General features: G+C 65.3%; 17 protein-coding genes. 9 read left to right on the top strand and 8 right to left on the bottom strand.

The features are described from left to right. Nucleotides 1-135: 135 nt before the first annotated feature. Both ACT89H_RS07685 and ACT89H_RS07680 read right to left on the bottom strand, forming a co-directional pair. A complete protein-coding gene (locus ACT89H_RS07685; RefSeq protein WP_445107814.1) occupies nucleotides 136-795 on the bottom strand; it encodes a FadR/GntR family transcriptional regulator in 660 nt (219 codons plus the stop codon). Between the two features lie 98 nt (nucleotides 796-893). Then, a complete protein-coding gene (locus ACT89H_RS07680) occupies nucleotides 894-1,811 on the bottom strand; it encodes an AraC family transcriptional regulator (protein ID WP_445107813.1) in 918 nt (305 codons plus the stop codon). 534 nt (nucleotides 1,812-2,345) lie between these two features. On the opposite strand from ACT89H_RS07680, the gene ACT89H_RS07675 reads away from it, so the two are divergent. Further along, nucleotides 2,346-3,365, top strand: coding sequence for an AraC family transcriptional regulator (locus ACT89H_RS07675; protein WP_445107812.1), 1,020 nt, complete (start codon nucleotides 2,346-2,348; stop codon nucleotides 3,363-3,365). 53 nt (nucleotides 3,366-3,418) lie between these two features. Here the strand turns inward: ACT89H_RS07675 and ACT89H_RS07670 are convergent, their stop codons facing one another. Further along, nucleotides 3,419-4,285: a PaaX family transcriptional regulator gene (locus ACT89H_RS07670; protein WP_445107811.1), complete on the bottom strand. Its 867-nt coding sequence runs from the start codon at nucleotides 4,283-4,285 to the stop codon at nucleotides 3,419-3,421. Nucleotides 4,286-4,429: 144 nt separating this feature from the next. After that, nucleotides 4,430-5,371, bottom strand: a complete 942-nt coding sequence (locus tag ACT89H_RS07665; protein ID WP_445107810.1) for a LysR substrate-binding domain-containing protein — start codon at nucleotides 5,369-5,371, stop codon at nucleotides 4,430-4,432. An 84-nt stretch (nucleotides 5,372-5,455) separates the two neighbouring features. Here ACT89H_RS07665 and ACT89H_RS07660 point away from each other — a divergent pair, with 84 nt between their 5' ends. From ACT89H_RS07660 to ACT89H_RS07625, 8 genes are read left to right on the top strand one after another with little or no spacing between them, the layout of a single operon-like run. Continuing rightward, nucleotides 5,456-6,925: a 2-hydroxymuconic semialdehyde dehydrogenase gene (locus ACT89H_RS07660; protein ID WP_445107809.1), complete on the top strand. Its 1,470-nt coding sequence runs from the start codon at nucleotides 5,456-5,458 to the stop codon at nucleotides 6,923-6,925. Beyond that, nucleotides 6,922-7,743 carry a 2-keto-4-pentenoate hydratase gene (locus tag ACT89H_RS07655; RefSeq protein ID WP_445107808.1) on the top strand — a complete coding sequence of 274 codons (822 nt, stop codon included), beginning with the start codon at nucleotides 6,922-6,924 and terminating at the stop codon, nucleotides 7,741-7,743. Before ACT89H_RS07660 ends, ACT89H_RS07655 begins: the two co-directional genes overlap by 4 nt. Further along, nucleotides 7,740-8,192 (top strand): RidA family protein, encoded by a 453-nt coding sequence (locus ACT89H_RS07650; RefSeq protein ID WP_445107807.1) that lies wholly within the window; start codon nucleotides 7,740-7,742, stop codon nucleotides 8,190-8,192. The genes ACT89H_RS07655 and ACT89H_RS07650 overlap by 4 nt, the downstream gene beginning before the upstream one ends. Next, on the top strand, nucleotides 8,189-8,716 hold the full coding sequence (locus ACT89H_RS07645) for a 3-hydroxyanthranilate 3,4-dioxygenase (RefSeq protein ID WP_445107806.1): 528 nt from the start codon (nucleotides 8,189-8,191) through the stop codon (nucleotides 8,714-8,716). The genes ACT89H_RS07650 and ACT89H_RS07645 overlap by 4 nt, the downstream gene beginning before the upstream one ends. A 2-nt stretch (nucleotides 8,717-8,718) precedes the next feature. Then, nucleotides 8,719-9,792 (top strand): amidohydrolase family protein, encoded by a 1,074-nt coding sequence (locus ACT89H_RS07640; RefSeq protein WP_445107805.1) that lies wholly within the window; start codon nucleotides 8,719-8,721, stop codon nucleotides 9,790-9,792. Beyond that, nucleotides 9,789-11,039, top strand: a complete 1,251-nt coding sequence (locus tag ACT89H_RS07635; RefSeq protein ID WP_445107804.1) for a cytochrome P450 — start codon at nucleotides 9,789-9,791, stop codon at nucleotides 11,037-11,039. The genes ACT89H_RS07640 and ACT89H_RS07635 overlap by 4 nt, the downstream gene beginning before the upstream one ends. Next, complete coding sequence (locus tag ACT89H_RS07630; RefSeq protein WP_445107803.1) at nucleotides 11,036-11,239, top strand: ferredoxin; 204 nt, start codon at nucleotides 11,036-11,038, stop codon at nucleotides 11,237-11,239. The genes ACT89H_RS07635 and ACT89H_RS07630 overlap by 4 nt, the downstream gene beginning before the upstream one ends. After that, nucleotides 11,236-12,420 (top strand): NAD(P)/FAD-dependent oxidoreductase, encoded by a 1,185-nt coding sequence (locus tag ACT89H_RS07625; protein ID WP_445107802.1) that lies wholly within the window; start codon nucleotides 11,236-11,238, stop codon nucleotides 12,418-12,420. Before ACT89H_RS07630 ends, ACT89H_RS07625 begins: the two co-directional genes overlap by 4 nt. A gap of 33 nt (nucleotides 12,421-12,453) precedes the next feature. Here the strand turns inward: ACT89H_RS07625 and ACT89H_RS07620 are convergent, their stop codons facing one another. Genes ACT89H_RS07620 through ACT89H_RS07605 form a run of 4 tightly spaced genes read right to left on the bottom strand, consistent with a single transcriptional unit; the run spans nucleotide 12,454 to nucleotide 17,949 of the window. After that, entirely contained in the window at nucleotides 12,454-13,614 is a 1,161-nt protein-coding gene (locus ACT89H_RS07620) for an acyl-CoA dehydrogenase family protein (protein WP_445107801.1), read from the bottom strand. Further along, nucleotides 13,611-14,438 (bottom strand): enoyl-CoA hydratase family protein, encoded by an 828-nt coding sequence (locus ACT89H_RS07615; protein WP_445107800.1) that lies wholly within the window; start codon nucleotides 14,436-14,438, stop codon nucleotides 13,611-13,613. Before ACT89H_RS07615 ends, ACT89H_RS07620 begins: the two co-directional genes overlap by 4 nt. Then, on the bottom strand, nucleotides 14,435-15,586 hold the full coding sequence (locus ACT89H_RS07610) for an acyl-CoA dehydrogenase family protein (protein WP_445107799.1): 1,152 nt from the start codon (nucleotides 15,584-15,586) through the stop codon (nucleotides 14,435-14,437). The genes ACT89H_RS07615 and ACT89H_RS07610 overlap by 4 nt, the downstream gene beginning before the upstream one ends. Next, nucleotides 15,583-17,949, bottom strand: a complete 2,367-nt coding sequence (locus ACT89H_RS07605; RefSeq protein WP_445107798.1) for a bifunctional salicylyl-CoA 5-hydroxylase/oxidoreductase — start codon at nucleotides 17,947-17,949, stop codon at nucleotides 15,583-15,585. Before ACT89H_RS07605 ends, ACT89H_RS07610 begins: the two co-directional genes overlap by 4 nt.

Raw genomic sequence — 17,949 nt, 5'->3', positions numbered from 1 at the left:
TATCCGATGTGCGTAGTCGGGTGGAGCGGGAATTGGACGTCGTGGTGGCTGGACGTGGACCGTGGACCATTCGGCGCTGTCGACAGTGTCGACCCTACCGGTATCCGGGGCGGACCGATCCTTCGGCCGGTGCGATCAATCTCGGCCGAGGAGGCTGTCGGTGACGTGCAGGAGGTGATCGCGCATCTTCTCGCCGGCTCCGCGGGGATCACGATCGCGGAGCGCTTCGACGATCTCGGTATGTTCCCGGTGATAATCGCGGCGCAACTGGGGAGTCGACGTTCGCCGCTTGAGGCTTCCCCAGACCGGCAGGGCGCGAGCGGCATTCAGGACTTCGACCATGTTCAACAGCAAGCCGTTGTGAGCCGCTTCGGCGATGTAGCGATGCAACACGCTATCCCAGTGCTCGAAGCTGTCGAAGTCGCCGGCAGCCCCGCCCGCGTCCAGTGCCTGGCCGATGCGTTCGAGGTCGGCTCGGGTGGCGGCGCGAGCGGCCAGCGCGGCAACCTGAGGCTCCAGGAGCTGTCGGACCTGCATGATCTCGACCGGGCTGGTGTCGCCGGGGGCGCCGTCTACCCGATCGGCGGCAGCGTCGGTCACGAACGTGCCGCGGCCGACGTGGCGGACTACGAGGCCATCGCGTTCGATAGCTTCCAGTGCCCGGCGGATGGCGCTGCGCGACGCGGACAGCCGCTGGACGAGCTCCCGTTCGGTGGGCAATTTGGCCCCAGGTCCGAGCATGCTGTCTCGGGCCGTCTCCGACACCAAAGCGCGCAGCGATTGCTCTACCGACATCACGTACGCATCCTAACCGTTCCGTGACCAATGCAGACCAATTGGCCTCCGCCGATCCGTCCGGTGCAGGGTGGGTATCTCAGGGACTGTGTACGCCCTCAGCCGGAGCTGTCGGTGGTCAGCCGTAACGTCTGTGACGGTGTTTCACCGAAGCGTCTCCGGTACACCGCCGAGAACCTTCCCAAGTGCACGAATCCCCAGCGGATCGCGATTGTGGTAACGGTCGTACTGGTGGGATCGGCCTGCATCAACTCGGTCCGGACCCGTTGGAGTCTGACATCGCGGAGGAAAGCCGTCGGTGTTGTGTCGTAGTAGCGCCGGAAGCCGTCCTGGAGCGCTCGCGCGCCGATACCGACCGCGTACGCGATGTCGTCGATGGTGAGCGGCTCGTGAGCATGTGCTTCGATCAGTTCGACCGCCTTGGCGATCGGCCGTGCGACGGCGGGTACGGGACTGTGGTCCAGTTCGTCGCTGTAGTTGTTCGGCTGTCCCAGCAGCAGCTGGCTGATGAGTAATCGCTCGAACTCGCGACGCGCGATCGTCGAGGGTTCCACGGCCGCGTCGATGGCATCCACGAACAGCTTCAACAGGCCGCGAAAAGCGTGGTTGCCGGGTGTCGTCAGATCCATCTGGGGCTGGAACACGATGGGAGCCACCGGGTCACGGCCCAACTTCTTGCGCAGCACATGCTGAATCGACGCCTCGTCCAACCGCAGAAGCAGATGCCGATTCGCCGGCTCCGCCGTCATCGACATGCCGCGATCGGGCTGCAGCACCGACGCCTGGTCCGTGGTCGACACGAAGTTGTGTGACCCCATCGAGACCATTGCTCGCGCCGACAGCGGGATCTGCACCATGTAGCACTCGCCGACGTCCGCGGTATCTATTCGAACGTCGGCGCCGTACTCGAGGTAGTAGAGGCCACCGCAGCCCAACTGGAATCCATGGAAGTGGGTGTCCAGCGCGAGATCTTTGCTCAGCCGTGACAGACGGTAGTCACCCAGTGCACCGGCCACCGTCGCACGAACGAGATCCGGATCCGAGGAGCGGAGGAGCAAATGGCCAGCTAGTGGCCGATTTTCCGAATTCAACGGAGAACTCCAAATCATGCATGCAGAATCGTGACAAGCATCACAGGCCAAGGTTGCCAACATGTTCCAGTTCGGCGTCGAGCATGTCAAGAAGCGAACTCGAACCTCCGCACCGCGGTACTTCGCCCGATCGCCATCGGTCCCGTCACCGAGTAGCAGGCGGGCGCCCTCCCCATCGAGCCGTTCGGGGGAGTCCCGCGCTGGATGACACCGAACATAGAGTCGGTCGCCCGTACCGCAAGGCCGGAGCCGCCGGATCCTTCGCGCCGGGGTCTGCCGACTCGACCGTCGGCGGTTGCGACGGTTCCCCCGCTTGTCGCAACTGGAGGATTATCCCGAAAACGCGTGACCTATCCGATGTGCGTGAACGCGACGCGTCTCCGGTGGAAATAGCAGACCCCCGGCGCTAAAGTGTGACGACTGCCACAATGCGGGTGTGTGGCTTGCTCGATCTGGAGGATGCCGTTGAAGTCGCAAAAGCGGCCACTAGCTGGTTATACGTTGCTGGCGTCTTCGGATCCGGGCCTGGTCCGGTCGACCGTTGGCAACGCGATCTGTGATTTTCGGATGTCGGCACTGGGCACCGGCGTCGCGCTCGATGCCCACTTCCATGGCCTCCGGTTGAGCTGCGGCGGGCTCTACTATCTGGATTACGGCACCGATGTGCGCATCGACCCTCGTCAATGTGACGACTTCTACATGATCCAAGTCCCGCTCGCCGGCCGCACCTTGGTCTCGTCGGGGTCGGAGACGTTCGTCTCGACGCCGGAACGTGCCTTCGTGCTCCAGCCGGGACGGCAAATGTCTCTGGAAGTGGAAGGCGTCAATCGTAATCTGTTGCTGCGGTTGGATCGGGTGTCGATTCACCACGTGCTGCGCAAGAAGCTGGGCCGGGAGCCCGCGGCGCCGATCCTCTTCGATCCGCAGATGGATCTCACGACACCCGGGAACAAGTCTTTTCGCGGCCTGCTGAGCCTTTTCGTCGAAGCTGTGGACGCGGCGGCGGAACCCTCGACGATCGCCGTGCGAGAGTTCGAGGGACTCCTGATCAGTCAGCTCATTCTCGGCCAGCCGAACAACTATCGCGACGAGCTCGACCGCAAACCGCGTGCGACTGTGGCGCGACCGATCGCGCGGGCCGTCGAGCTGATCGAGGCGCATGCCCATGAGCCGCTGACCGTCGACGACATCGCGTACGCGGTGGGCATCGGTCCACGTGCTCTGCAGGATGGTTTCCGCCGCTACTACAACACCACGCCGACGGCGTACCTGCGTGAAATCCGGTTGCACCGAGTGCGGACCGAGTTGCTGCAAGCCGATCCCACCGTCACGACGGTCACCGATGTCGCGGTCCGCTGGGGCTTCCTGCATCTCGGAAGATTTTCCGCCGCCTACAGTCGCCGCTTCGGCGAGACGCCCTCACAGACATTGCGACTCGCCACCGACAGATCGCTGATGGCCGCGACGGTCTCGGCGTGAGGGCAGGTCTGGCGGCAACTCGGTACGACGCTGCGACGGAGTCCGGACGTGGTTCAGTTCGGCTGGGGCCGCTTGCCGTGGATCACGGCGAGGGCATGCTTCTGCGCCAGGGGGCTCAGTAAGTCGTTGAGCTGGTCGAACAGTGCGCCCGCGGTCTCGCCGTTCCAGGCCGGGGGAAGCAGGGACAAGGGAATCCCAGGGTCGAGATAGGGAAGCCGCCGCCACTGGGTGAGCATCGGAACGTAGGTTTGGAACGCTTCCAGCGGGGTCGTTTCGCCGGCTGTCGTCTGGTAGAGGACAGGCCGGTAACTCTTCACGAAGTCCATGTACAGCGCGGTGAGCTCGTCCAGATCCCACCACGACCGGATCTTCGCACGCAGATCACCGAAAGCGACATATCGTCCGTCGAACATGTCCACGTATTCCGACAGACCACGGCGCTCGAGCGTCTGACGGGTTTCTCGGGCGAGGTTGCCGGGAGCGACCCACACGCCGGGCGCGGCGGTGCCGAAGCCCAGGCGGGTCAGGCTCGAGCGCAGAGCGTGGCGTTTCTCGCGCTCGGATTCGGGAACCGAGAACACGACTACCACCCAGCCGTCGTCTTCGGTTGCCCGGGCGCGATGGAAGATGCGGGTATCGCCCTCCGCCAGTACCTCCAACGTGGAGGGGGTGAGGGAGTAACCAGCGCTGCCGCCTTGACGTTCGCTGCTGAGCACACCACGCCGCTTCAGTCGCGAGATCGAGGAACGCACTGCCTGTCCGTCCATCCCCAGATCCGCCATCAACGCCACCACGGAAGCCACCGAGAGCCAGTTGCCTTCAGCGCGTGCGCACACACCGAAGATCGTGATGATCAACTGCCCGAGGCGAGTGTCTCGGCCACCTGCTGCACCTGGGGGCATTTCGATGTCGGTCGTCATGTGCGCACCATACGTCACGGTGTCCGCACCATGAAAAAGGTCTTCGGGACCGAACTGGTGCCGAGAGCTGGATCGGACATCGTCGGCCGGGTGACCACCGGCATCGGCACCAACACCTGTGCTGTGGCGGCACCTCGGGGCCGATCACGACTCCGCCGTCTTTCCGAGCGTCTCGGCGGCGGCACGCAGATGACGCAGCAACATCCGAGGCGCAGGGGCCAGCGGCGCTTGCGAATGCATGGTTACGCCCACCGCTCGACTCAGTGCGTGGAGCTTCGTCGGCAGCGCTGTCAGCTGTCGGTCGCTTCGGACGATCGACTGCGGCAGCACCGCGATCATGTCTGTGGACAGCAGCAATTCGCGGATGGTGAGGATGGACGTGCATTCCACCCGGTTGTCCGGCAAGGACAGCCCCTCCGCGACGAACAGCGATTCCAGCTCCGAACGCAGGGACGTCTGCTCGACGGGAATGATCCACGGATAATCGAGCAACTCCGGCAACTCCGGCAACGCCGGTCGAGCGGCTCGAGCCGGGTGTCCGGTCCGGGTGACCAGGTGCATCGGCTCCACGTACAACCGTTCGTGCCGCAGCTGTGCCGGTGCCGTAGCTCGGAGACGGCCGACGACGAGGTCTGTCTCGCCCGCGACCAGCGAGTCGTAGAGCAGGTCGGGGGTGGCTTCTTGAACGACTACGGTCAGTCTGGGGTGCTCGGTCTTCAGCGAAGCGATGGCGCGAGGCAAGAGGACATTCGAGCCGGCCAGGTGGGCGCCGACGCGTACTCGGCCGATCTCCGCACGCGTGAGCAGGTCGATCTGTCCGCCGGCCTGGCGCAATTGGGCGAGCACGCTGCGGGCGTGATCGATGAAGCTCTCGCCGTAGATGGTGGGGGTGACACCGCGGGGGCCGCGAGCGAACAACGGCACCCCGAGAATGTCCTCGACCTCGTGCAGCGCGCGGGTCACCACCGGTTGCGTGACGTGCAACGTCTTCGACGCTGCGATCAAGCTTCCGTTGTCGGCGATCGCGGCCACCATCAGCAGGTGCCGCAGCTTCAAACGTCCGTCTAGCAGGCGGTCTCGTACCACCGGGGAAGTATATGCCTATATGGGAATAGCTTCATCCGGAATAGGCAATTGATAGACATAGGTTCGGTGATTAGTGTCCGAGCAATGAACAAACCGCCGGTGCCGGATATCGGCAATTTCGTGAACGGGACGTTTGTCGCCGGCCGAGGCAGGTTCGACAACGTGAGTCCTGTCGACGGCTCGCTGGTCGCGACGATCCAGGAGGCCGGACCGGATGTGGTCGATTCCGCGGTGGTCTCGGCGAGAAAGGCGCTCGAAGGCGTGTGGGGGGACTCGTCGGTGACCGATCGCGTGCGTGTGCTGCGGCGCATTGCCGACCTCATCGAGGCGCGTTCGGAGGACTTTGTCGCCGCGGAGGTACGAGACACGGGTAAACCCGAGAGCCTCGTCCGCGACCTGGACGTAGCGCGGGCCGCGATGAACTTTCGCGCCTTCGCCGATGTCATCGCGTCCGAGTCGCTGACTTCCTATCTGACCGACTTGGGTGAGGGTCGTCAGGCGCTGAATTACGCGGTTCGCAAGCCGCTGGGGGTCGTGGCGGTGATCGTGCCGTGGAACCTACCGCTGCTGCTGCTCACCTGGAAGGTGGCACCCGCGCTGGCCTGTGGCAATGCCGTGGTCGTGAAGCCCTCGGAGGAAACCCCGTCCTCCGCCACACTGCTCGCCGAGATCATGGTGGAAGCCGGGGTGCCCGCCGGCGTCTACAACGTCGTGCACGGGTTCGGCCCGGGGTCGGCAGGGGAGGCATTGACCACGCATCCCGGCATCGACGGCGTGACATTCACCGGTGAGACGTCGACAGGTTCGGCGATCATGCGCGCCGTGTCGCCCGGAGTCCGGCCGGTGTCCTTCGAACTCGGCGGCAAGAACGCCGCCGTCGTCTTCGAGGACGCCGACATCGAAGCCACCATCGAAGGGCTCACCCGATCGATCTTCCTCAACACCGGACAGGTGTGTCTGTGCACGGAACGGGTGTATGTGCACTCGAGTATTTTCGACGACATCGCCTCCGGGCTCGTTCGACGAGGTCAGGAGCTCCGTCTGGGGCGGCCCGATGAGCCCGCCACGACAACCGGCCCCCTCATTTCGCGTCAGCACCGGGACAAGGTCACGTCGTATTTCGACCTGGCCGTTCGCGAAGGCGCGGAGGTCCTGCTCGGCGGCGGTGTGCCAGACCTCGGCGGTGACCTGGACGGTGGGGCATGGGTCGAGCCGACCCTCTGGGCAGGGCTGGACAACACCGCACGGGTGGTGCGTGAGGAGATCTTCGGTCCGGCTGCCGCGTTGATCCCGTTCGACACCGAGGAGGAGGCAGTCTGGTTGGCCAACGACACGGATTACGGTCTTGCCGCGGCGGTCTGGACGAGCGCGCTGGAACGCGGGCACCGGGTCGCGCAGCGTATGCGGGTCGGCATGGCATGGGTGAACACCTGGTACCTGCGCGATCTGCGGTCCCCGTTCGGCGGCATGGGCCTGTCGGGCATCGGCAGGGAGGGCGGTCAGCACTCTCTGCACTTCTACTCCGTTCCGACGAATGTGTGCGTGAAACTATGACCCCTGCGAACCCACCGGCAGCCGGTAGCTCCCTCGACATCGACGCGCTCGCCGCGATCCTGGACGATGCCGTCGCAACAGCCACCGCGACTGCACAGCTCAGTCTCTCGCATCCGATGAGCCTCACCGACGCCTACGCCGTGCAAGCCCGCGGCGCGCGAATCCGGGCCCGGCGAGGCGACCGGGTCGTGGGTGTAAAGCTCGGCTTCACCAGCAAGGCCAAGGCCGAACAGATGGGGGTTTCGGATGTCATCATCGGGGTGCTGCACGAGAGCATGAGATTCGGGCCCGCGGACTGTCCTGAGCTGTCCCGGTGGCTGCACCCGCGGATCGAGCCGGAGGTCGCGTTCCGGCTCGGCCGAGATGTCGACCTCGCAGATCCGGAAGCCGATATCCTGGCCGCCGTCAGTGCGGTAGCGCCCGCACTCGAGATAATCGACAGCAGGTACGAGAATTTCGCATTCTCGCTCACCGACGTCGTGGCCGACAACACCTCGGCCGCCGGCTTTGTGCTCGGCGACTGGCTGGCGTATGACGAGGTGGCGGCGACACTCGATCTGGCCGATCTCGACGTTCAGTTGGCTGTGGGCGATACCACTGTCGAATCCGGCAGCACCGCGGACATTCTCGGCGACCCCGTCGATGCGCTGCGGGCAGCGCAGCGCATGGCCCGGACCTATGGCCTCGAGCTGGCAGCGGGGTCGATCGTCTTCGCCGGGGCGGCCACGGCGGCCGTCGCCTTGCCCGCGGGCAGCGTGGTAACCGCAACCGTGGCGGGCCTCGGCTCGGCCCGCTTCACGAGTGGGGCGGCGCGATGAGGACCGAGGCTGGCGTGGTCGCAGGCAAAGCCGTGCCGCGAGGGCGTTTCCCGCACGTCAAGGTCGCGGGCGATCTCGTGTTCGTGTCAGGAACGAGCAGTCGGCGCCCGGACAATTCGATCGCCGGTGCGGAAGTCGACGAACTCGGTACGACCACTCTCGACATCGCAATTCAGACGCAGGCGGTCATCGAGAACATTCGAGACATCTTGGCGGCGGTCGGGGCCGACCTGTCGGACCTCGTTCAGGTCACGACCTTTCTGACGAACATGAATGATTTCGCCGGTTACAACGCGACCTACGCCCGATACTTCGACACCTCCGGGCCGACCAGGACCACCGTCGCCGTCCACCAACTACCGCACCCACATCTGCTGATCGAAATGCAGGCTATCGCCGTCCGCGGACGTGCGGTGTCCAGCACCGATCTCGACCAGGAGCCCAGATGACGTCATTCATTCCTCCGGTGTTCGACTTCGACGCCTGGATCTCCGAGCACGAGCAGTCGTTACGACCACCGGTGAACAATCAGCAGATGTGGAAGCCGATGGGTGACTTCATCGTTCAGGTTGTCGGCGGACCCAATCAACGGACCGACTTCCATCTGGACCCCTACGAGGAGTGGTTCTACCAGTACCGCGGCGACATGCACGTCAATCTGATGACCGACGACGGCCTCCGACGGATCGATATTCGCGAGGGCGAGATGTGGATGCTCCCACGTAACGTGTACCACTCTCCGCAGCGTCCGCAGGAGGGTTCCATCGGCATCGTCATCGAGCGGATCCGAGAAGAGGGGACCCTGGAGAAGTTCGTCTGGTTCTGCCCCGGCTGTGACCGTCTCCTGCATGAGGTGGAGCTGCAAGTCAGGGATATCGTCGAGGACCTTCCTCCGGTGTTCCAGGAGTTCTACGCATCCGAAATCGCCCGCACGTGCGCGGATTGCGGAACACTACACCCTGGGAAGGGCTGACTGTGGATATCATCGACATCCACACGCACTTCGTTCCGCGTGGCTGGCCGGACCTGGGCGATGGGCAGCCGTGGTTTCGTCTCGAATCCGAGCGCGATGCGATGATCATGATCGGGTCGCAGAGCTTTCGCCGCGTCGGGCGGGAGTGCTGGGATGCGGAAGACCGACTCGCCGACATGGACGCCGACGGGGTATGCGCGCAGGTTGTGTCACCCACGCCGGTGTTCTTCGGCTACGACGCCCCGGGCCCCGAGGCGACGAAGATCGCACGCATCTTCAACGACCTCGCCCTGGAGATATGCGCCCCCGGCGGCGGTCGGTTGCTACCTTTCGCCCAGGTCCCCTTGCAAGATCCGGATGCCGCGTGCCGAGAGCTCAGTCGTTGCCGGGAGATGGGGCATCTGGGTGTCGAGATCGGCAATCACGTCGGTGATCGTGACCTCGACGATGCCGGGGTCGTGACATTTCTGCAGCACGCGGCAGAAATCGGGATGCCGGTCTTCGTTCATCCCTGGGACATGGCCGATTCGCCGAGGCTGGGGCGCTGGATGGCACGCTGGTTGACGGGTATGCCCGCGGAGACCCACCTGTCGCTCATTTCGATGATCCTCGGTGGAACCTTCGACAAGGTGCCCGATTCGCTGCGAATCTGTTTTGCCCACGGCGGCGGCTCCTTCGCCTTCTGGCTCGGCCGGTTCGAGAACGCGTGGCACCGAAGGCCGGATATCGTCGCGACCTCGCAACAGCCGCCCTCTGCCTATGTGGGCCGTTTCAGTGTGGACTCGGTTGTGTTTCAACCGGAATCGCTTCGCCTGTTGGTGGACACGCTCGGCGTCGAGCAGGTCATGGTGGGCAGCGACTACCCGTACCCGCTGGGAGAGCGGCCCGTGGCGGACGTTGTCCGCCGGTCGGCGTTTCTGGACGACCACGAACGCGAACTCGTGTCGCGGGTCAATGCCGAGAAGTTTCTCGGGTTGCAAACCGGCCTCCGACGACCCAGCGCCGTGGCCGGACAAACGAGTGCAGGAAGTATTGTTCGCGGCGGTGACGCCGTGCCCAGAAGGAATCTCCCATGACCGAGACCACGGCCCAGTGTCCAGTAGCCCACGGGTTCGACCCGTTGTCGCCCGAGTACCTCGCGTCGCCGTACCCGCAACTGAACACTCTGCGGGAAGCCGGCCCCGTCCACTACATCCCCTCGCTCGACTACTGGATTGTCACCCGGTACGCCGACGTCGCGGCGGTATTCGCCGATCCGGCCACGTTTTCGGCAGTGATCGCGCAAGCGCCGCTGGCGCCGCTGACCGCCGAGGCGGCCGGCATTCTCGAATCGGGAGTGCGCAACACTCCGGTCCTGTCCAACTTGGATCCACCCGCGCACACCCGGGTCCGGCTACACCTGGCTACTCTGTTCCTGCCGCGCAAAGTCGCGGCCATGGTGCCGCAGATCGAAAGTCTGGCAACGGAACTGATCGACCGCTTCGCGGAGCGTGGATCCGCGGACCTCATCGCCGAGCTGGCCTTCCCGCTACCGGCCCTGACGATGTTCCGTCTCCTCGGCTTCCCGGACTCGGACGCCGAGATGCTCAAGTCGTGGTGCAACGACAAGCTCGAGGTCAACTGGGGCAAGCCGACGGCCGAGTATCAGCGACGCGCGGCGACGAACATGAGCAATCTGTGGAGCTATTGCGCCGAATTCGTCGCCCGTCGGCGGCGCGACCTCAGCGACGATCTGACCAGCACGCTGATTCGTCAGCGCGAGAACGACACCGAGGCTCTCGACGACCGGGAAGTCGCGAGCGTCCTGTTCGCCCTGGGCTTCGCCGGTCACGAGACCACGACGAACCTCATCGGCAACGCGCTGCGTCAGCTCCTGGCCCGACCGGCAACGTGGGCCGAGGTATGCGCGGACCCGGCGCTGATCGACGGAGCGGTCGAGGAGACGCTGCGTTTCGACTCCTCGGTTATCGCTTGGCGTCGCGTCACCACCCGTGCGACGACAATCGGCGGTGTAGCGGTACCGGCCGGGGCCAAGCTCATGGTGTCGTTGGGCGCGGCCAATCACGATCCGGCCATGTTCCCGGATCCCGAGACATTCGACATCCGGCGCTCCAACGCCAGGCTGCAACTGTCCTTCGGCAAGGGGACCCACTTCTGCCTCGGACAACATTTGGGCCGGGTAGAAGCACGGACGGTGATCCGGCTGCTGAGCGAGCGATTCCCGGATCTGAGTCCGGTCCCGGACCAGTCCTTCACCTTCCCGCCGAATATCAGCTTCCGGGGGCCGGAACATCTGCACGTCCAGTGGAAGGCGGCATCATGACGCGACTGCATGTCCTCATCGATCGGGAACGCTGCACCAGCTGCGGCGACTGCGTTCTCTCGGTGCCCGAGGTATTCGACCTGGACGACCACGACGCCAAGGTGATCTTGCTGAATGCGGAGCCGGACATCTCGCTGGCCGACGCACTCGAACAAGCCGCGGACGACTGCCCCACGGATGTAATCGAGATCCGGAGGTGAGTCGCCCGGGCGCGCTGATAGTCGGGGGCTCACGGGCTGGACTGAGTGCCGCCATGGCTCTTCGCAAAGGCGGCTACGATGAGCACATCCGGATCATCAGCGCCGAAGAGCACTTGCCGTACGACCGGCCCGCTGTGTCGAAGGACTTCCTCCTGGCCGCGAAAACCGTCGAGGAGTTGTCGCTGGTATCCCCGGGTAGTGTCGACACGATCGAATTCTCGCTGGGGCTGCGCGCGATCGCGTTGGATGTCGCCACGCGCCGGGTCCGCACGAGCAACGGGGAGCAAGCGCGATTCGATGTCCTGTTCCTGGCCACCGGATCCGAGCCGGTGTGGCCGGCCGCGCTGCCGCGGATCGGAGGCGTCCATACACTTCGGGGCGTCGAGGACAGTCTCGCGCTGCGGGATGAGCTGGGCAGCGCCGACAAGATCGCCATTGTCGGGGGCGGTTTCGTCGGTGCGGAGGTCGCGTCGGTGGCGCGCGGCCTTGGTAAAGACGTGCATATCATCCAGCGTGGTCCGGCGCTGCTCACCCGGATCCTCGGAGCGGAATTCGGGAGGATCTGGACGGACGTTCATCGTGCCCGCGGCGCGACCGTATCCTGCGGCGTCGAAGTCGCCGCGGTGTTGCAGGCCGATGGTCGCGTAGCCGGTCTCGAGCTGTCGGATGGTCGGAGAATCGAGGCCGACCTGGTCGTCATCGGCGCCGGCGCACGGCCGGCAACGGACTGGCTCCAGGAATCCGGCCTAACCGTCGCAGACGGCATCGTGTGTGACGAGTACCTGGTAGCGGCGCCGGGAATCTACGCTGTCGGCGATATCGCGCGCTGGCAGCACCCGCAACGCGGCGCTTCCACGCGTGTCGAGCATTGGACCAACGCGCACGAACAAGGCACGGCGGCGGCACTGCACCATCTCGGACGGGGCCGCCCTTTCACCAGTATCCCGTACGTCTGGTCCGACCAATATGGGAAGAGAATCCAGGTGTACGGGTCGACGACGGACGCGACACACGCCAAGGTTCTGTCGTCCGACGCGGACGGACTACCTCGTGTCGTCGTATACGGCCGGGCGGGGCGCCTGGTGGCGGCTCTCGGTGTGGACGCTCCACGAGAACTCCTGCCACTTCGAAAAGCGTTGATGCGAAACGATGAGTGGGATTCGGTAGCCGGGGCTGCCTGAGCCGCCGCCGCTCACTCGGTTCGGCTGGTCAGGTCACCGGAATGCGGGAATTCCGGTGAGCGCGCGCCCGATGCTCAGAGCATGCATCTCCTCGGTGCCCTCGTACGTCGCGACGGTCTCGAGGTTGTTCATGTGCCGCATCACCGTGTGGTCCAGGGTGATGCCGGCCGCGCCCAGCATGCCGCGCGCGGTGCGCGCGATCTCGAGTGCCGTGCGAACATTGGCGAGCTTGCCGTGGCTGACCTGTTCCGGCGTGATGCGGTGGGCATCCTTCAGCCGACCGAGTTGCGCGGCGGTGAGGCCGGCGCTGGTCAGCGCGATGGACATGTCGGCGAGCTTGCGCTGGGTCAGTTGGAAAGCGGCCAGTGGCCTGCCGAACTGGGTACGCGAAAGGCTGTACTCCAGGGCCTCCTCGAAGCAGGCGCGGGCAGCGCCGACCGCGCCCCAGAGAATGCCGTACCGGGCCTCGTTCAGGCACGACAGCGGGCCTTTGAGCCCACGCACTTCCGGAAACACCGCGGATGCGGGCAGGCGGACGTTGTCCAGCGAGAGTTCGGCTGTCACGGACGCACGCAGCGAGAGCTTGCGTTTGATCTCGAACGCTTCGAAACCCGGTGTGTCGGTCGGTACGACGAAGCCGCGGATGCCCTCGTCGGTCTGGGCCCAGACCACCGCGACCGCGGCGATCGTGCCGTTGGTGATCCACATCTTCGAGCCGTTGATGATCCAGTCGTCGCCATCGCGCTTGGCCGAAGTACGCATCGACGCGGGATCGCTACCGGCGTCGGGCTCGGTCAAGCCGAAGCAGCCGATCGCATCACCTGCGGCCATCCCGGGCAGCCACTCCTGGCGCTGTTCTTCGGTGCCCCAGCGATGGATCGCGAACATGGCCAGCGAGCCCTGTACCGATACCAAGCTGCGCAGGCCGGAGTCGACCGCCTCGAGTTCACGGCACGCCACGCCGTAGGCGGTGGCTGTCGTACCGGCGCAGCCGTACCCTTCCAGGTGCATGCCGAGCAGGCCGAGTTTGCCGAGGCCGGGCGCGATCGCGACCGGAATGGTTCCACGCTCGTACCAGTCGGCGACGTGTGGCGCGAGTTCCGAACGGACGTATGCGCGGACCGCGTCGCGGATCGCGCGTTCCTCTTCGGACAGCGAGCTGTCGATGTCGAGGACATCGCTGGAGGTCATCATTTTCCCTTCCATGCCGGCGGGCGACCAGCGTTGAATGCGGTGTGGAACTCGGCGTGGTCGTCGGTGGTCATCAGCAGGGCCTGGGTCATCGCGTCGAGTTCCATCGACGACGACAGTGACATGTCCAGCTCCCGCGTCAGCAGCGACTTGGTTTGCGCCAGAGCCAGGGTGGGACCGGTCGCGATCCGATGGGCGAGCGCGGCGACCGCGTCATCGAGCTGATCGTCGGCCACCAGCTGCGATGCCAGACCGTACCGATCCGCGGTCTCGGCGTCGATCGTGTCGCCGAGCATCAGCAGCGAGGTGGCCCGGCCGAGTCCCACGACTCGGGGCAGGAGGTACGCGGCTCCCATATCGCCGCCGGACAGGCCGACCTTGGTGAAGAGGAAGGCGAAGCGTCCGGATCGTCCGACGATGCGGAAATCCGCGGCGAGAGCGATGACAGCGCCCGCACCAGCGGCAATGCCCTGGACCTTGACGATGATCGGGATCGGACACTCGCGCATCGCGCGGATGACGTCGCCGGTCATCTTGGTGAACTGCATGAGTTCACCGGCCTGCATCCGGAGCAGTTCGCCGATGATCTCGTTGACGTCTCCGCCGCCACAGAATCCGCGTCCTTCGCCCTGAATGACCAGCACCTTGACGCCGTCGTGGTGGGGCAACTCCGCGAGCAGGTCGCGGAGGTCGGCGTAGGACTCGAAGGTGAGTGGATTGAGTTTGTCCGGACGATTGAGCGTCACGGTGGCGATGGGACCCTCGACCTTGAAGTCGAAGTGCTCCCAGGTCGTCGTGAGCCGAACCGAGGCCCTGAACCGAGTCACGGTGCACTCCTTTCCTTGAACAACTCGCGGGCGATGATCGAGCGCTGGACTTCCGAGGCGCCCTCGTAGATACGCGGCGCACGGACATCGCGATACAGGTGCTCGAGCGGGTGCCCGCGTTCCAGAGCGCGAGCACCATGGAATTGGACGCACTGATCCACGACCGTCTGGGCGGTCTCGGTGGCGAAAAGCTTGGCCATCGCGGCGGATCGAGTGATTTCACTGCGGGATGCCCCCGCGTCGTAGGAGCGTGCCGCGGCGTAGACGAGAAGTCGTGCGGCTTGCAGGTGGGTGGCCAAGTCCGCCAGCTTGTGGGCGAGGGACTGCTGCGCCGCGAGGGGGCCGCCGTACGCCGACCGGGTGGCGACGTAGTCGAGGGTGGTGTCGATCGCCGACTGTGCCATCCCGACGGCGAAGGCTCCGACGCTGGGGCGGAACAGGTCGAGGGTACGCATCGCGACCTTGAACCCGGCGTCGACCTGACCGAGCACGTCGCCCGGAGCGACGCGCACACCATCGAAGCGGAGGCGCCCGATCGGATGGGGGGACAGCAGGTCCAGGTGTTCGCCCGACAGTCCGTCGGCGTCGCCGGCCACCGCGAATGCGGTGACCCCCCGTGCGCCCGCGCCTGGGGTGGTACGGGCGAAGACGGTATAGACGTCGGCTTCGGGCGCGTTGGAAATCCAGATCTTCTCGCCGTGCAGCCGCCAACCCTCGCCGTCCCGATCGGCGCGCAATGCGAGGGCAGCGGCATCGGAACCCGCCGCTGGCTCGGTGAGTGCGAACGCGGCCACCGTCTCGCCGCGGACCACACCGGGCATCCACCGTTCGACGGTTTCGGGAGTGCCGGACTGCAGGATCGGATAGCTGCCCAGACCTTGCAGGGCAAGGGCGGTTTCGGCCTCGGTCGATACGCCCGCGAGGGTTTCGCGCAGCAGGCACAACTGCATAGCTGCCGCATCCCGCGGCGACTCCTCGGGAGACCCCCCGAACAGGCCGCGGAGCACGCCGTGCCGGCCCATGGCTGCCAGCAGCGGCCGGTTCACCCGGCCTTCGACGCCTTTCTCGGCGTGCGGAAGCAGATGAGCAACGGCCACGTCGCGGATGCGATCGGTGTATTCCCGCTCTTCGGTGCTGAGGACGGTCATCGAGCCTCGGCTTCCTTCGCGCCCCAGCGTGCGTGCCGGGTTCCGGTCCGGCCCTCACGGATGAGCTGGAGTCTCGGCTTCGGTCCGTCGGTGCGGCCGGTCTGCGGCTTGCGACGACCCGCCTTCCAGGGGGCGGGCCATTCGGCGCCGGGTCCGGTGTATCCCTGATCGGCGGCTGCGTGCAAGGTCCAGTTCGGGTCGTACAAGTGGACGCGGCCGAGAGCGCAGAGGTCGGCGCGGCCGGCGAGCAGGATGGAGTTGGCGTCGTCGAAGGAGGAGATGACGCCGACCGCGATGGTGGGGATGCCCAGCTCATTGCGGATTTTGTCGGAGAAGGGCGTCTGGTACGAACGGCCGAACGCCGGCTTTTCGTCGGGAGTCACCTGTCCGGTCGAAACGTCGATGGCTGCTGCACCGGCCTCCTTGAAAGCCGCGGCGATGGCGACCGCGTCGTCGGCGGTGATGCCGCCGTCGATCCAATCGGTGGCCGAGATGCGCACCGTCATCGGCTTGTGGTCGGGCAGGACTGCGCGCATGGCGCGAAACACCTCGAGCGGGTACCGCAGCCGGGCGGTGAGATCGCCGCCGTATCGGTCGCTGCGCCGGTTGGTGACCGGTGAGATGAAGGAGGAGAGCAAGTAGCCGTGCGCGCAATGCAATTCGATGAGGTCGAACCCCGCTCGGTCGGCATTTTCGGCCGCGGCCACGAACTGCTGGGTGATTTCGGCGAGGTCGGCTTCGGTCAGTTCCCGGGGTGTCTGGTTGACCCCTGGTCGGTACGGCAGCGGCGAGGGCGCGACGATTTCCCAATTGCCCTCGTCCAGGGGCTGGTCGATACCTTCCCACATCAGCTTGGTGGATCCTTTGCGGCCGGAGTGGCCGAGCTGGATGCCGATCTTCGCTCGTGTTTCCCGGTGCACGAAATCGGTCACCCGGCGCCATGCCTCGGTCTGCTCGTCGGTCCAGACCCCGGTGCAGCCGGGGGTGATACGCGCGATCTCGCTCACGCAGACCATTTCGGTCATGACCAGACCGGCGCCACCGAGCGCCTTGCCGCCGAGGTGGACGAGGTGAAAATCGTTCGCCAGGCCGTCGGCCGAACGGTACATGTCCATAGGTGACACGACGATTCGGTTGACCAACTCCAGCTGTCCGAGCCGGAAGGGCTGGAACATCGGGGGAGTGTCCGGCCGATGATCGGGGTGCTGCGCGGCGAACCAGGCAGTGACCCGCTCGACGAACTCGGGATCGCGCACCTGAAGGTTCTCGTAGGTGACCCGGCGGCTGCGCGTCATGATATTGAACGCGAATTGCCTGGGGTCCTGATCCACGTATTGCTCGAGGTTCTCGAACCACTCCAGGCTGGCCTGCGCCGCCCGTTGGGTGGAAAGCACGACCGCCTTGCGTTCGACTTCGTATTCCTCGAGCGCCGCCTCCACGTTGTCGTGTTCATAGAGGCAGGCGGCCAGGGACAGAGCGTCCTCCATGGCCAGCTTGGTGCCGGAGCCGATGGAGAAGTGCGCGGTGTGGGCGGCGTCGCCCAGCAACACGACGTTGCCATGCCGCCAGTGCTGGTTGCGCACTGTCGTGAAGTTGATCCACTGCGAGTTGTTGGCCATCACTTCGTGGCCGTCCAGGATGTCGGCGAACAGGTCCTTGATCCGCTCGATGGACTTCTCGTCGGACTCGCCTGGCCGGAATTCCTGCGCGGCGAAGACATCGAAGCCCGCGGCGCGCCAGACCTCTTCGTTCATCTCGACGATGAATGTGCTGCCGTGCGCGTCGAACGGATAGCCGTGCACCTGCATCACGCCGTGTGGTGTCTCACGGATGAAGAACTTGAATGCCTCGAACACCTTGTCGGTGCCCAGCCACATGTACTTGCAGGCGCGACGTTCGAGGCTCGGTCCGAAGGACTCGGCGTAGTTGGTTCGAACCGCCGAGTTGAGACCGTCGCAGGCGACGACGAGGTCGTGCGTCGCCGCAAGAGTCTCGACGTCGGGGGCTGCGGTCTGGAAGTGCACGACCACGCCGAGTTCGGCGCAGCGCTGTTGGAGAATCTCCAGCAGTCGCTTGCGACTCATGGCCGCGAAGCCGTGGCCACCGCTGGTCAGTACCTGATCTCGGAAGTGCACGTCGATGTCGTCCCAGCGGGCGAACTCGCGCTGCATCCGCTGGTAGATCGACGCGTCGGCGTGCTCGATTCCGCCCAGCGTCTCGTCGGAGAAGACCACGCCGAACCCGAACGTGTCATCCGCGGCATTCCGCTCCCACACAGTGATCTCGTGCTCCGGCCCCAGCTGTTTGGCCAAAGCTGAGAAGTACAGGCCACCGGGGCCCCCACCGACGACTGCGATACGCAC

The sequence above is a fragment of the Nocardia aegles genome (assembly GCF_052545135.1).
This window is presented reverse-complemented; position numbering and strand designations above follow the sequence as displayed.

Excerpts from the sequence above, each read along its gene's own strand:
- ACT89H_RS07685 (WP_445107814.1), bottom strand. The coding sequence starts at position 795 with ATGTCGGTAGAGCAATCGCTGCGCGCTTTGGTGTCGGAGACGGCCCGA.
- ACT89H_RS07675 (WP_445107812.1), top strand. The coding sequence starts at position 2,346 with ATGCCGTTGAAGTCGCAAAAGCGGCCACTAGCTGGTTATACGTTGCTG.
- ACT89H_RS07670 (WP_445107811.1), bottom strand. The coding sequence starts at position 4,285 with ATGACGACCGACATCGAAATGCCCCCAGGTGCAGCAGGTGGCCGAGAC.
- ACT89H_RS07660 (WP_445107809.1), top strand. The coding sequence starts at position 5,456 with ATGAACAAACCGCCGGTGCCGGATATCGGCAATTTCGTGAACGGGACG.
- ACT89H_RS07655 (WP_445107808.1), top strand. The coding sequence starts at position 6,922 with ATGACCCCTGCGAACCCACCGGCAGCCGGTAGCTCCCTCGACATCGAC.
- ACT89H_RS07650 (WP_445107807.1), top strand. The coding sequence starts at position 7,740 with ATGAGGACCGAGGCTGGCGTGGTCGCAGGCAAAGCCGTGCCGCGAGGG.
- ACT89H_RS07645 (WP_445107806.1), top strand. The coding sequence starts at position 8,189 with ATGACGTCATTCATTCCTCCGGTGTTCGACTTCGACGCCTGGATCTCC.
- ACT89H_RS07635 (WP_445107804.1), top strand. The coding sequence starts at position 9,789 with ATGACCGAGACCACGGCCCAGTGTCCAGTAGCCCACGGGTTCGACCCG.
- ACT89H_RS07630 (WP_445107803.1), top strand. The coding sequence starts at position 11,036 with ATGACGCGACTGCATGTCCTCATCGATCGGGAACGCTGCACCAGCTGC.
- ACT89H_RS07620 (WP_445107801.1), bottom strand. The coding sequence starts at position 13,614 with ATGATGACCTCCAGCGATGTCCTCGACATCGACAGCTCGCTGTCCGAA.
- ACT89H_RS07610 (WP_445107799.1), bottom strand. The coding sequence starts at position 15,586 with ATGACCGTCCTCAGCACCGAAGAGCGGGAATACACCGATCGCATCCGC.